Origin of the sequence: Ochrobactrum quorumnocens, from assembly GCF_002278035.1 — a bacterium.
Taxonomy (GTDB): domain Bacteria; phylum Pseudomonadota; class Alphaproteobacteria; order Rhizobiales; family Rhizobiaceae; genus Brucella; species Brucella quorumnocens.
Map to the genome: position 1 here is coordinate 2,447,519 of NZ_CP022604.1, position 13,829 is coordinate 2,461,347.

Sequence of the window (13,829 nt, forward strand, 5' to 3'; positions counted from 1 at the left end):
AAATGCGTGTTGCAATTATCGACTATGGTTCCGGCAATCTTCGCTCGGCCACCAAGGCCTTTGAGCGTGCCGCCCATGAGAGCGGTGTGAATGCTGAAATCGAACTGACCGCTGATGCTGATCGGGTGGCAACAGCTGATCGTATCGTGCTTCCGGGCGTCGGTGCCTATGCCGATTGCCGCCGCGGCCTTCATGCTGTTCCCGGCATGGTGGAGGCGCTGGAAGATGTGGTTCTCAAAAAGGCGCATCCATTCCTCGGCATCTGCGTGGGCATGCAGTTGATGTCCGAGCGCGGGCTTGAAAAGCAAGTGACTGAGGGGCTTGGCTGGATTGAGGGTGACGTGCGCGAAATGGTTCCGTCTGACCCATCGCTCAAGATTCCGCAGATCGGCTGGAACAGGATTCACGTGAAACATTCACACCCGGTCTTTGCCGGTATCGAGACCGGCGAGAACGGCTTGCATGCCTATTTCGTGCATTCCTATATGTTCGACGCCAAGAACAAAGCCGAAGTGCTGGCCGTCACCGATTACGGTGGCGATGTCACGGCAACCGTCGGTCGCGACAACATGATCGGCACGCAGTTCCATCCTGAAAAGAGCCAGCTGCTTGGCCTTTCGCTCATTGCCAATTTCCTGAAATGGAAGCCTTGAAGACATGATCCTTTTTCCCGCCATCGATTTGAAAGACGGTCAATGCGTGCGCCTGAAGCTTGGCGACATGGATCAGGCGACCGTTTACAATGAAGACCCCGCAGCACAGGCCAAAGCTTTTGAGGATCAGGGCTTTGAATGGCTGCATGTGGTCGATCTCAACGGTGCTTTTGTTGGCGAAAGCGTCAACGGCAAGGCTGTTGAAGCCATTCTCAAAGCCACAAAGAATCCGGTCCAGCTCGGCGGCGGTATTCGCACGCTCGCCCATATTGAAAGCTGGCTTTCCAAGGGTCTGCGCCGCGTGATCCTCGGTACTGTTGCCGTGCGTGATCCGGCGCTGGTGATCGAAGCTTGCAAGGAATTTCCGGGACAGGTTGCTGTCGGCATCGATGCTAAGGGCGGCTATGTCGCTGTTGAAGGCTGGGCCGAAGCGTCTGAGCTTGGCGTGGTCGAACTCGCTAAAAAGTTTGAAGGCGCGGGCGTTGCAGCCATCATCTATACCGATATCGACCGCGACGGCGTTCTGGCTGGCATCAACTGGGATTCGACCCTCAGCCTCGCGGATAGCGTTTCCATTCCGGTGATCGCATCGGGCGGACTTGCCTCCATGGATGACATCAAGCGCCTCGCCGCTCTTGACGCGCGTAAGCTCGAAGGTGCGATTTCCGGTCGTGCACTTTATGATGGTCGTATCGATCCGGCCGAAGCACTGGCTCTCCTGAGGACTCCCGCATGACCTTGAAAGCACGCGTAATTCCTTGTTTGGACGTTAAAGACGGCCGCGTTGTTAAGGGCGTTAACTTTGTCGATCTGATCGATGCCGGTGATCCGGTTGAAGCAGCGCGTGCCTATGATGCGGCAGGCGCAGACGAATTATGCTTCCTCGACATCACGGCGTCTTCGGACAATCGCGAGACAATTTTTGACGTCATTGCCCGTACAGCGGAACAGTGCTTCATGCCGCTCACCGTTGGCGGTGGCGTGCGTCAGGTCGCTGACATTCGCAAGCTGTTGCTTGCCGGTGCCGATAAGGTTTCGATCAACACGGCTGCAGTGAAGAACCCGGAATTTGTTGCGGAAGCCGCCGACAAGTTTGGCAATCAGTGCATCGTTGTTGCGATTGACGCGAAGAAGGTTTCAGGGGAAGGCGAAAGCGACCGCTGGGAAATCTTTACCCATGGCGGTCGCCAGACAACCGGCATTGATGCAGTGGAATTCGCGCAGAAAGTCGTGGGCCTTGGCGCTGGTGAAATCCTGCTGACTTCGATGGATCGTGATGGCACCAAGGCTGGCTACGACGTGGCTTTAACCCGTGCTGTTGCCGACAGTGTGCGCGTTCCGGTGATCGCATCGGGCGGCGTTGGCAATCTCGATCACATGGTTGCAGGCATCCGTGATGGTCATGCAACGGCAGTTCTCGCAGCGTCGATCTTCCACTTTGGCACCTATACGATTGGCGAAGCCAAGCGCTATATGGCCGAAGCTGGCATTCCGATGCGGCTTGACCCGGTCCGTTGAAAACAAGATTTAAGGAAATCCGATGACTGAGTTCACACTTTCCGATCTTGAGCGCATCGTTGCGGAACGTGCGAGTTCGACGGATGGATCGTCCTATACTGCAAGTCTTGTTGCCAAGGGACAAACGCGGGCGGCAAAAAAGCTCGGTGAAGAAGCCGTAGAAACGGTCATTGCAGCGGTTAATGGCGACCGCTCGGAAGTGGTCACCGAAAGCGCTGATCTTCTTTATCATCTGCTGGTGGTTCTCAAGATTGCTGACGTGCCGCTTGATGAGGTTCTTCAAGAGTTGCAACGCCGTACGGCACAGACAGGCCTTGAGGAAAAGGCCGGTCGTCCGAAGGTGTAAAGCATGTCTGCAAAAAGTCGGAACCGGTTTTTTGGATAAAGACATGCGTGAGAATAAGTGATCAGAGCATTTTCTCTGCATTAAAATGGAAATGCTCTGAATGCATATTAAACAGGATATACGTGAATTGGCGTTGAGGGAGAGCAGCGACAATATGTGGGAAAAAGTGGACCAGCTGACGCCGTCACGCTATTCGCCGTACCGTTTCTTTTCGGCAGAGGAATGGGCGGGCTTTCGTGCTGATACCCCCCTCACCCTCACCTATGAAGAAGTGAAGCGGCTGCGCTCGCTGGGCGATCCGATTGATCTTGACGAAGTGCGGCGCATTTATCTGTCGCTGTCCCGCCTGCTCTATGCACATGTGGAAGCCAGCCAGCTTTTGTTCCGCCAGCGCCAGCAGTTCCTCAATATGGAGGAGAGCTTCAAGACACCCTTCATCATCGGCATTGCAGGCTCTGTGGCTGTGGGGAAATCCACGACTGCCCGTATTCTGAAAGAGCTCTTGGCACGCTGGCCTTCAAGTCCGAAGGTTGATCTGGTGACGACGGACGGTTTCCTCTACCCCAATGCGGTTCTGCGCTCCGAGAATATGATGGAGCGCAAGGGCTTTCCTGAAAGCTATGACGTGGGTGCAGTCTTGCGCTTTTTGTCGGCGATCAAGGCAGGTATGAGCCAGGTGCAGGCGCCACTTTATTCGCATTTGAGCTATGATGTGCTTCCGGGCGAATATCAGCTTGTCGACAAGCCCGACATCCTGATTTTCGAAGGCATCAATGTGCTGCAGGTGCGTGATCTGCCAGAAGACGGCAAGATGGTGCCTTTCGTCTCCGATTTCTTCGATTTCTCGATCTATATCGATGCGGAGCCAGAGCTGATCCACAAATGGTATATTGATCGCTTCATGCGTCTGCGTGAGACGGCCTTCGTCAATCCGCAGTCCTTCTTCCATCGCTATTCGCAACTTTCGGAAGATGCGGCACGCTCCATCGGCGAAGGCCTATGGAACAACATCAATATGAGAAACCTGCTTGAAAACATTCTGCCCACGCGTCCGCGCGCCGATCTCATTCTACGCAAAGGCAGCGACCATCTGATCGAAGAAGTGGCGCTGCGTAAGATTTAGATTTCAAGGACCCTGAATGCCGCAAGTGCTGGAAATGTATCAGGTGGATGCGTTCACCAACCGCGTCTTTGCCGGAAATCCTGCGGCAGTTCTGATCCTGAAAGACTGGCTGAGCGATGCGACCATGCAGGCAATCGCTGCGGAAAATAATCTGGCGGAAACTGCTTTTGCATGCCCTGCAGAGGATGGCTGGAAGCTCAGATGGTTTACGCCGACACTTGAGGTCGATTTCTGCGGCCATGCGACTTTAGCAACGGCGCATGTTCTGGCTTGGCACCACAAGATTGATGGTGAACTGCATTTTCACACCCGCATAGGCAAGATCAGTGTTTCGCGCGCGGGCGACGATTATGTGCTTGATGTCCCGTCCATTGCTCCGGACCGGCTTGCCGAACTGCCCGCGTTCATAGCGCCTCTGTTTGAGAATGAGAGCGGAGCCACGTTCTTCAGGAACTTCGAAAATATCTATGTGCAGCTTGAGGATGAGGCTGCGGTCAGGGCTTTCGTTCCCGATCATATCCAGATTGAAAAACTTGGATCAGTCGGCCTGGTGATCACCGCGCGAGGTTCGTCGCACGACTTTGTTTCGCGTTATTTTGCGGCGGGATCGGGTATCCCGGAAGACCCGGTTACAGGATCTATCCATGCGACGCTTGTTCCCTATTGGGCTCAAAAGATCGGGAAAAACAAAATGTCCGCTTATCAGGCTTCAGCCCGTGGCGGACATTTGGGATGTGAGCTGAAAGGCGGCCGTGTCTTGCTCACCGGTAAAGCCGTCACATTCATGAAAGCCGAGATTTATATCCCGTAATCCGCTCACCCCTGAAAGCTGCTTACTAATGAGAGCAAAAAAAATAAGGGCGCCGAAATCTTCGACGCCCCTATCGGTTTCGGAAGCCTGCTTTCGGCTTACCGGGATGCGTTCTTAATCAAGCAAGCGGTGGAATACGCAGTACCTGACCCGGATAGATTTTGTCCGGATGGGTTAGCATTGGCTTGTTGGCTTCAAAGATAATGTCATTCTTTGCGCCCTTGCCTTTGCCATACTGGGCTTCAGCGATTTTCCAGAGATTGTCGCCCTTCTTCACCGTATAGAAGACTGGCTCGGCACCGGTTGTTCCAGCGCCTTCCACTTTTAGTTCCGAGGCTTCCACTTTGGAAACACCCAGCGAATTGCCGACTGCGATAATAGCTTTTTCAAAAGCCGACTGATCCTTCACATTGCCGGTCAGGACGGCCTTGTCGCCCTGCACGCTCACCTGCACGCCATCGGTGCCGAGATTATGCGAGTCGAGTTCCTTCTTGAGATCATCGGCTTTGGGCTCATTTTCACCGAAACCAAGCTTGGTTCCAACCGACTTCACGAAATCGAAAATTCCCATGGGGCAAGTCTCCCTGTTGTTGCTAACTTATTGATGCATGCAATCAAATATCAGAACCAGAGATGAGCCAGCGCTTCTTGCGGCCAATCAATGGGGTACAAAGTACAGCCCCTTTCAAATTGGTCAAGGCAGGAATTTCCGGAAATTGCTCAATAGGTACGGACACTTAATTAGCAAAACCGTTGGAAAAGACACGTCTTACCGTCCAAGATTGGTACGGGCGAGTTCAACGATTTCATCGCCACGGCCACTGATGATGGCTTTGAGCATATAAAGGCTGAAACCCTTGGCCTGCTCGGCCTTGATCTTTGGTGGCATGACAAGCTCCTGCTTGGCCGTCACCACATCAACCAGAACCGGGCCGTCATGGGCAAAGGCTTGCTTCAAAACATTTGGCAGATCAGCGGATTCCTCCACCCTGAAACCTTTGATGCCTATGGCTTCGGCCATTGCTGCAAAATTCGGGTTTTCAAGGTCGGTTCCAGAGGTCAGATAGCCGCCAGCCTTCATTTCCATCGCCACGAAGCCAAGAGAGCCGTTGTTATAAACAATGATTTTTGCGGGCAGATTAAGCTGCTTGAGCGAAAGGAAATCGCCCATCATCATCGTGAAGCCGCCATCGCCTGACAGCGAAACCACCTGTCGTTCCGGCGCTGCAGCCTTCGCCCCAAGCGCCTGAAGCATGGCATTGGCCATTGAGCCATGATTGAACGAACCAAGCAGGCGGCGCCTGCCATTCATGGTGAGGTAGCGTGCTGCCCAGACGGTTGGCGTCCCGACATCGGCGGTGAAAATCGCATTCTCGTCGGCAATCTCATCAATGAGACGCGTGAGATATTGCGGGTGGATTGGCTGGCCGGGCTTTGATGGCGCTGCCAGATCATCAAGTGCCTCGCGCGCCTTGGTATAATGGGTCTTGGCTGCATCAAGAAATTTCGTGTTGCGACCCGATTTAAGCTTGGGCAGGAGCGCTGTGATCGTTTCAGAAACGTTGCCCGTCGCGCCAAAAGTCAGCGGTGCACGGCGACCAAGCTGCGAAGGATCATTGTCGATCTGAACGATCTTGGCCTTGTCGGGATAGAAGTTTCGATAAGGGAAACTGGTGCCGAGCATTAACAGCGTGTCGCAGTTGAGCATGGCGTGGTAGCCGGATGAAAAGCCGATCAGGCCTGTCATGCCGACGTCGAACGGATTGTCCCATTCGACATGTTCTTTGCCGCGAAGCGCATGAACAACGGGCGCCTCAAGCCGTTCGGCCAATGAGACCAACGCATCATGTGCGCCTGCGCAGCCACTGCCTGCAAGAATGGTAATTTTCTCTGAGCCATTGAGAATATCTGCGAGTTTCGCCACGTCCTCATCGGCTGGGATGACGCGTGGAAGCGAGATCGGTGTCCAGCTTTGCTTGGAACCTTCGGGGGCTTGTTTGAGCGCTACATCGCCCGGAATGACGATTACCGCTACGCCGCGCTTGCCGATGGCTGCACGCATGGCGCGGTTCAGCACTTCGGGCATTTGCGCAGGATTGGAAACCAGCTCGACAAAATGGCTGCATTCGCGGAACAGTTCCTGCGGATGCGTTTCCTGAAAATAATCGAGGCCAATTTCCGATGAAGGAATATGCGCTGCAATGGCCAGCACCGGCTCATGATTGCGATGGCAATCAAACAGCCCATTGATCAGGTGAAGATTGCCGGGACCGCAACTTCCGGCACAAACAGCCAGTTCGCCGGTGATGGCCGCTTCGGCCCCTGCCGCAAAGGCCGCAGTTTCCTCATGCCGGACATGCATCCAGTCGATCTTGCCAAGTCTTCTGAGGCTGTCATTCAGTCCGTTGAGGCTGTCGCCCGTAACGCCCCAGATACGCTTAACACCCGCTTCGGCCAAGGTTTGAGCCAGAAGATCCGCAACAGTCATACCCATGGTTATTTCACCCTTTTGAGCGCATCCCGAAAGTGGGAACCGGTTTTCGGGCTAAGATGCGCGTAGAATAAAAAGATACTCTTGTATTCCTGAAGGATAACTTAGGGCGCTGGGCAGATGTGGGAAGCTGTCAAACGGCATCATTCGATGCCGTTTGACATGGGACAGTTATTTTGTGCAGTCGCCAATAAAGCGCGCGAGATAGGCATCAAATTCCGCAGGCGCTTCGCGGAATGGTGCATGTCCTGAATTGTCGATGACATGGGTTTTGCCGTCCCACAGATTGCCGAACTTCACTTTGGACACGAAGTCGAGTTCCACAAATGGCTCGTCACGTCCATTGACGACAGCGATGGGAAGTTTTGCTTCCGCTACGATGTCGCGCTGATTGCCCCCGGTTCCATTGCCAAATTTTTCAAACATGATGCGGCGTGCGCGTCCGTCGGTGCGTGCAACAATGTCGAGAAGCGAAGTTTCAAACGGTTCGCCGCAAGTGCTGCGAGCGTAGGATTCCACATCGCGTTCCGAAAAGATTTCCTGTCCGGCGAGTGCCATATCAGGACCGCTCTTGAACCCCTGCCCTACTTCTTCGCGCGCCACGGGTGGCGTTCCGGTAATCATAAGGCCACGCATCGCCGGATAGCGCGCAATCATCTCGATACCGATATGGCCGCCGAGCGACCAGCCGAAAACAACCGCGTCGGCAATTCCGAGCTTTTGCATCACTTCGGTCATTGCGTCCGCATAGCCTTCCATCGAATAGCTGCGATCAGGATCAATCGCATCGGAAGATTTGCCATGGCCCGGAAGATCGGGTGCGATCACGCGCCACTTCTTGCCGATTTCACCTTCGAGCTGCGGCGCAAAAATGGCACCCGAACTCGAATTGCCGTGGATCATCAGAAGAGACGCGCCCTCACCTTCGCTTTCGCGTACTGCAATGCGGCCATGGCTGGTTTCAAGCTCGTGATAATTGATCGTCATGTCGTCTGTTCCCAAATGCTCTATCTGTTCGTTTTTACGTGCATCTTTTTCCGATCGAAGTGGAACCAGAAATCAGTCGGGCAGACTGATTTCCCCGCGTAGGCGGTTCACACTTTTCGGGATGCGCTCTAATCATAAGAAACCTTACCGCGGCCCTTCTTGATATCCGAGCGACCGGACTTGGCCTTGAGGCGGCGTTCGACCGAGCCTTTGGTCGGCTTTGTCTTCCGGCGTGGCGGCGGCGGCGGTTCAGCCGCTTTGGCGATCAGTGCAATCATCCGCTCGCGTGCATCTTCGCGATTGCGTTCCTGCGTGCGGAAACGATTGGCCTCGATCAGGATGTCCCCATCCTTGGTGCCTTTTTGACCGGCTAGCTTGAAAAGTCGGGAAAGCACATCTTCCGGTAAGCCTGAGCGCGCCGCATGAAAACGCAGCTGTACAGCGGTGGAAACCTTGTTGACGTTCTGACCGCCGGGACCGGATGAGCGAATAAAACTCTCCTCCAGATCATCCTCGTGGATGGTCAGGCGGTTGGTGATGCGGATGATGTTGCGGCTTTCTTCCATGATGCGAAGTGATACACCGCTTTTTATCCATTAGACAAAAGAAAAACCCGGCCTTTCGACCGGGCTTTCCCTCCTCCTCAGGATACTAAAAGCATGTCTCCAAAAAGTGGGAACCGGTTTTTGGATAAAGACATGCGTAAAAGCGAGTTATTCCGCAGCGATCTGGGTTGCCGGGGCGGCATCCTTCACATCGTGATCGACATGGCTTTCGAATTTCTCGAAATTGTTTACGAACATATCGACAAGCTTTTTGGCCTGTGCGTCGTAAGCAGCCTTGTCGGCCCAGGTGGAACGCGGATCGAGAATGGACGCATCCACGCCAGGCACTTCAACCGGAACGGCAAAGCCGAAATTCGGATCGGTGCGGAACTCGGCATTGTTGAGCGAGCCGTCGAGAGCTGCTGACAAAAGCGCACGCGTTGCCTTGATCGGCATACGCTTGCCAGTGCCATAAGCGCCGCCTGTCCAGCCGGTATTGACCAGCCAGCAATCGACCTTGTGTTCAGCGATCAGCTTGCGCAGAAGATTGCCGTATTCCGATGGATGGCGTGGCATGAATGGCGCGCCAAAGCAGGTCGAAAACGTTGCTTCCGGTTCCGTCACGCCTTTTTCGGTGCCTGCAACCTTCGCGGTGTAGCCAGACAGGAAGTGATACATGGCCTGTGCCGGCGTCAGTTTGGCAATCGGAGGCATTACGCCGAAAGCGTCGGCGGTTAGCATGATGATGTTTTTCGGCTGGCCACCCTTGCCCGAGGCAGATGCATTCGGAATAAAATCGAGCGGATAGGCGCAGCGGGTGTTTTCCGTGAGCGAGCCATCGTCGAAATCCGGCTGGCGGTTTTCATCCAGCACGACATTTTCCAGAACGGTGCCAAAACGTTGCGTGGTCGCAAAGATTTCGGGTTCGGCTTCTGCCGAAAGGCGGATGGTCTTGGCATAGCAGCCACCTTCAAAATTGAAGATGCCATCTTCGCCCCAGCCATGCTCGTCGTCACCGATCAGTGTGCGGCTCGGATCTGCAGAAAGCGTGGTCTTGCCGGTGCCGGAAAGACCGAAGAATACAGCCGTATCGCCGTTCGGGCCTTCATTGGCCGAGCAATGCATTGGCATGACGCCCTTGGCAGGCAGCAGATAGTTGAGCGCGGTGAAGACCGACTTCTTCATTTCACCGGCATAGGATGTCCCGCCGATCAACACGATCTTGCGGGTAAGATCGACCGCTATCACCGTTTCGGTGCGTACACCATAACGTGCAGGATCAGCCTTGAAGGAAGGCAGATCGATAATCGTCATTTCAGGTATATAAGACGCAAGGGCTGCTTCTTCCGGGCGGATCAGCAGGTTGCGGATGAACAGCGAGTGCCATGCATATTCGGTGACAATGCGCGCATTGATCTTGTTATCTTCGTCAGCGCCGCCGATCAGGTCCTGTACGAAAAGCTCCTTGCCCTTCGCGTGCTCGATGAAATCGGCATAAAGCAGCTCGAAAGCCTCCGGCGTCATGGGCTTGTTGTTGTCCCACCAGACCTGATCTTCGGTGTTTGCATCACGAACGACGAACTTGTCTTTTGGCGAACGGCCTGTGTGCTGGCCCGTTTTAGCAACAAGGGCTCCTTGCGCGGAAAGCTCTGCTTCGCCACGGCGAATAGTCTCTTCATAAAGCCGGGCCGGTCCAAAATTATAAAAGACTGCGGACAGTTCCTTCAATCCTGAAGTGGCAATGGAAGCGGCAGTATTGTGAATGCCGATCTCTTTCATGGTCTCTCCGCCATCTGGTTCAAAAATGCGTTGGCCCGATTTCATTTTAATCCGGGATGGCAGTCAGAAACAGATTAATTAAATCAAATCAAATATTTAATCGATTTAAAAAAATTGAAACTTTTTTAAATCGTTTAATCTTTACGTTATCGCGTGTATTTCCAGTCTGGAACAATTCTCGATTGCGTTAAGCGGCAAAAACGTTTCGCTTTGGGGCATTGATGGCAAGTTGAGCTGTTGCCACATTTTGTACCTAATTTGTACTGCACAAGCGGGACGACTATTATAATATTGATTTGTCAGGACGCTGGGCCAACATTCCAGTGAGATGACAAAGAGGGTTTAAAGTCGAGACGCCAGAAGGCGTTCGGTAATTTCTGCCGCTGATGTGATCGGGGCGGTTAAAAAAGGAGAAGGTCCGCATGAAGGAAGCTTCGGCAACGCAGACAATTGCGCTGGTCGACGATGACCGTAACATTCTGACCTCCGTTTCCATTGCTCTGGAGTCGGAAGGCTATCGCGTGGAGACCTATACCGATGGGGCTTCCGCATTGGATGGCCTGATGGCGCGCCCACCGAACCTCGCGATCTTCGATATCAAGATGCCGCGCATGGATGGTATGGAACTCTTGCGCCGTTTGCGCCAGAAGTCCGATCTCCCGGTGATCTTCCTGACTTCCAAGGATGATGAGATCGACGAATTGTTCGGCCTCAAAATGGGTGCCGACGATTTTATTACCAAGCCTTTCTCGCAACGCCTTCTGGTCGAGCGAGTGAAGGCAGTTCTGCGCCGCGTCGCAGCGCGCGACGGCACTGCAAAGCCGACAGGTCAGCAGGCAAAGTCGCTGGAACGCGGTCAGCTGGTCATGGATCAGGAACGCCACACCTGTACCTGGAAGGGTGAACCGGTAACGCTGACCGTGACGGAGTTCCTCATCTTGCATTCGCTGGCACAGCGCCCCGGTGTTGTGAAAAGCCGTGACGCGCTGATGGATGCGGCCTATGATGAGCAGGTCTACGTGGATGATCGAACTATCGACAGCCACATCAAGCGTCTGCGCAAGAAGTTCAAGTCGGTCGATGACGACTTTGAGATGATCGAAACGCTCTATGGCGTCGGTTATCGCTTCCGTGAAGCGTAATATATAGGTATCAGAGCGCCGGTTTTTTTTGAGACCCGGCGCTCATTAAGAAAGTAAGAATGAAGCGACATGGTCGCCGAAACCCGGAAAGACAGTGCCGTTACCATGAGAGAACGTAGGGCGCGGCGGCAACGTTCGCTCTTCCTGCGTCGTCTTTTTGCGCCTTTCAGCCGGTTTCTCGGTCAGTTTCTGTTCTCGAGCCTGACGCGCCGCATACTGTTCCTCAATCTTGCCGCCCTTGCTGTGCTGGTTTCTGGCATCCTCTATATGAACCAGTTCCGTGAGGGGCTGATTGACGCCAAGATCGAAAGCCTGCTCACACAAGGCAAGATTATCGCGGCTGCTATTTCGTCATCAGCCACGGTCGATACCAACTCGCTGATGATCGATCCGGAAAAGCTTTTGGAGCTTCAAGCCGGGCAGAGCATCACGCCATCGCCTGATTCGCCCGATAATTGGGAGTTCCCGATTAATCCGGAAAAAGTATCGCCGCTCTTGCGTCAGTTGATTTCACCAACCAGTACGCGTGCCCGCATTTACGATCATTACGCAAACCTGCTGCTCGATTCCCGCTCACTTTACGCACCGGCTTTTGCTTCCGGTGGTCCGGTATACCGCTATGATCTGCCAGCCATCGAAGAAGATACGCCAAGTGCCTGGGAGCGTTTCACCGGCTGGTTCTCCCGTCTTTTCTATGGTGGCGGTCTGCCGCTTTATCAGGAGCAACCCGGCGGCAATGGTCTCGCCTATCAGGAAATCGTTCGCGCACTGACGGGCTCGCCACAAACGGCACAGCGCCGTAACCAGCAAGGTGAACTGGTGGTGTCGGTTGCGGTGCCAATCCAGCAATCGCGCGCCATTCTGGGTGTCCTTCTGCTTTCGACCGAAGGCGACGACATCGATAAAATCGTTCAAGGCGAGCGCATGGCCGTTTTCCGTGTGTTCGGTGTTGTTGCTGCCGTCATGGTGATCTTGTCGCTGTTTCTAGCGTCCACCATTGCAAGCCCGCTCAGAAAGCTGGCTGCTGCTGCCGACCGTGTGCGTCTTGGTGTAAAAAGCCGCGAGGAAATCCCGGATTTCTCAGAACGCCAGGACGAGGTTGGCCATTTGTCGACCTCTATTCGTGCGATGACCGATGCGCTTTATACCCGTATTGAAGCGATTGAGAGCTTTGCGGCCGACGTGAGCCACGAGCTGAAAAATCCCCTCACCTCGCTTCGAAGCGCGGTCGAAACTCTGCCACTTGCCAAAAATGATGATTCGCGCAAACGCTTGCTCGACGTCATTCAGCACGATGTCCGCCGCCTCGACCGCCTGATTACCGATATTTCGGATGCTTCACGTCTGGATGCGGAACTGGCGCGCGAACATTCTGATCGCGTTGATATGAAGACGCTGTTGAACAGTCTGGTGGCTGCCGCGCGCGAAGTGCGCCGCAACAAAATCGGCACCGAGATCGTATTTAATACCGGCAAATTGCCGTCCGGCAAAAAGGGCTTCTTTGTTGCTGGTCATGATTTGCGTCTGGGACAGGTCATCAGCAATCTTATCGAAAACGCGCGTTCCTTCGTTCCCGAAGATACAGGGCGTATCGTTGTCACTCTGAACGGCGAAGGTGGTCGTTTGCGGGTGCTGGTCGAAGATAACGGGCCTGGTATTCCGATCGAAAATATCGAGCGTATCTTTGAGCGCTTCTATACTGATCGCCCGGCTTCTGAGGCTTTTGGCCAGAATTCTGGTCTTGGCCTTTCGATCAGCCGTCAGATTATCGAGGCACATGGCGGAACGCTGACCGCGGAAAACATCATCGACCCAGCCGATCCTGATCATATGAAAGGCGCGCGCTTTATCGTCGATCTTCCGGCCAGCGCGTGATCCCGAGATGACACCCGAAGAGGAAAAAAGCGGCCTTCATGCAACGACTGTGCAGTTGCAGGGCCGTGGTGTCATGCTGATGGGTAAGTCTGGCGCGGGGAAGACAGAACTAGCCCTTACGCTTGTCGAACGTGCGATTGCTCGCAATGAACAGGCTTCACTTGTCGCCGACGACCGCACTTTATTGCATGCGGAAAGCGGGAAGCTGATTGCGCGTGTGCCGCAAACATTGGCTGGCGGTGTCGAAATCCGCGGCGCGGGCCTTTTCACTGTTGCTTATGTGGAACAGACGCCGCTCGATCTTGTGGTCAGGCTGGTCGATCGCGACGGGGCCGAGCGCTATCCGAGTGGCGAAAACTGGCATTTCGAAGGTGTCGAAGTTCCATGTCTGCTGCTCCCTGCCCTTTCATCGAATGGCGATTCTAATGCACTTTCGCGGGCGATTGAGGCTACTTTGTTTTTAAAACCCTGGCCGTAAGTGCTGGCACCGGCGTTTTTTGTAAGTCACGTCCAAAAAGCGTGCTTAACGCTGCGGCATTTTGCTTTTTTCAAGGCAATG

Annotated in this window: 14 protein-coding genes; 9 read left to right on the forward strand and 5 right to left on the reverse strand. The window is 54.1% G+C overall.

The annotated features are described in order from the left end of the window. Positions 1-2: 2 nt before the first annotated feature. The 6 genes from hisH to CES85_RS21455 all read left to right on the forward strand — a co-directional run bounded on the left by hisH (position 3) and on the right by CES85_RS21455 (position 4,451). Complete coding sequence (gene hisH / locus CES85_RS21430; protein WP_095447704.1) at positions 3-653, forward strand: imidazole glycerol phosphate synthase subunit HisH; 651 nt, start codon at positions 3-5, stop codon at positions 651-653. Positions 654-657: 4 nt separating this feature from the next. Then, positions 658-1,389, forward strand: coding sequence for a 1-(5-phosphoribosyl)-5-[(5-phosphoribosylamino)methylideneamino]imidazole-4-carboxamide isomerase (hisA, locus tag CES85_RS21435; RefSeq protein ID WP_095447705.1), 732 nt, complete (start codon positions 658-660; stop codon positions 1,387-1,389). After that, positions 1,386-2,171 (forward strand): imidazole glycerol phosphate synthase subunit HisF, encoded by a 786-nt coding sequence (gene hisF, locus CES85_RS21440; RefSeq protein WP_095447706.1) that lies wholly within the window; start codon positions 1,386-1,388, stop codon positions 2,169-2,171. The genes hisA and hisF overlap by 4 nt, the downstream gene beginning before the upstream one ends. A 22-nt stretch (positions 2,172-2,193) precedes the next feature. Next, entirely contained in the window at positions 2,194-2,517 is a 324-nt protein-coding gene (locus CES85_RS21445; protein ID WP_095447707.1) for a phosphoribosyl-ATP diphosphatase, read from the forward strand. Positions 2,518-2,671: 154 nt separating this feature from the next. Further along, on the forward strand, positions 2,672-3,640 hold the full coding sequence (gene coaA / locus CES85_RS21450) for a type I pantothenate kinase (protein WP_095447708.1): 969 nt from the start codon (positions 2,672-2,674) through the stop codon (positions 3,638-3,640). 16 nt (positions 3,641-3,656) lie between these two features. Further along, positions 3,657-4,451: a PhzF family phenazine biosynthesis protein gene (locus CES85_RS21455; RefSeq protein WP_095447709.1), complete on the forward strand. Its 795-nt coding sequence runs from the start codon at positions 3,657-3,659 to the stop codon at positions 4,449-4,451. A gap of 118 nt (positions 4,452-4,569) precedes the next feature. On the opposite strand, the gene lysM is transcribed toward CES85_RS21455, so the two are convergent. From lysM to CES85_RS21480, 5 genes are all read right to left on the reverse strand, one after another. Then, complete coding sequence (lysM, locus tag CES85_RS21460) at positions 4,570-5,022, reverse strand: peptidoglycan-binding protein LysM (protein ID WP_095447710.1); 453 nt, start codon at positions 5,020-5,022, stop codon at positions 4,570-4,572. Between the two features lie 198 nt (positions 5,023-5,220). Continuing rightward, positions 5,221-6,945, reverse strand: a complete 1,725-nt coding sequence (poxB, locus tag CES85_RS21465; protein ID WP_095447711.1) for a ubiquinone-dependent pyruvate dehydrogenase — start codon at positions 6,943-6,945, stop codon at positions 5,221-5,223. Between the two features lie 168 nt (positions 6,946-7,113). Further along, positions 7,114-7,929, reverse strand: a complete 816-nt coding sequence (locus CES85_RS21470) for an alpha/beta fold hydrolase (RefSeq protein ID WP_095447712.1) — start codon at positions 7,927-7,929, stop codon at positions 7,114-7,116. A 128-nt stretch (positions 7,930-8,057) separates the two neighbouring features. Continuing rightward, positions 8,058-8,495 (reverse strand): alternative ribosome rescue aminoacyl-tRNA hydrolase ArfB, encoded by a 438-nt coding sequence (arfB, locus tag CES85_RS21475; RefSeq protein ID WP_095447713.1) that lies wholly within the window; start codon positions 8,493-8,495, stop codon positions 8,058-8,060. 147 nt (positions 8,496-8,642) lie between these two features. Continuing rightward, positions 8,643-10,253, reverse strand: coding sequence for a phosphoenolpyruvate carboxykinase (locus tag CES85_RS21480; protein WP_095448010.1), 1,611 nt, complete (start codon positions 10,251-10,253; stop codon positions 8,643-8,645). Positions 10,254-10,675: 422 nt separating this feature from the next. Here CES85_RS21480 and CES85_RS21485 point away from each other — a divergent pair, with 422 nt between their 5' ends. The 3 genes from CES85_RS21485 to CES85_RS21495 all read left to right on the forward strand — a co-directional run bounded on the left by CES85_RS21485 (position 10,676) and on the right by CES85_RS21495 (position 13,748). Continuing rightward, the gene (locus tag CES85_RS21485) at positions 10,676-11,395 is read left to right on the forward strand and encodes a response regulator transcription factor (RefSeq protein ID WP_024898427.1); all 720 of its coding nucleotides are present in this window, start codon (positions 10,676-10,678) and stop codon (positions 11,393-11,395) included. A 69-nt stretch (positions 11,396-11,464) separates the two neighbouring features. Continuing rightward, entirely contained in the window at positions 11,465-13,270 is a 1,806-nt protein-coding gene (locus CES85_RS21490) for a stimulus-sensing domain-containing protein (protein WP_095447714.1), read from the forward strand. Positions 13,271-13,277: 7 nt separating this feature from the next. Then, on the forward strand, positions 13,278-13,748 hold the full coding sequence (locus tag CES85_RS21495) for an HPr kinase/phosphorylase (RefSeq protein ID WP_095447715.1): 471 nt from the start codon (positions 13,278-13,280) through the stop codon (positions 13,746-13,748). Positions 13,749-13,829 lie beyond the last annotated feature (81 nt).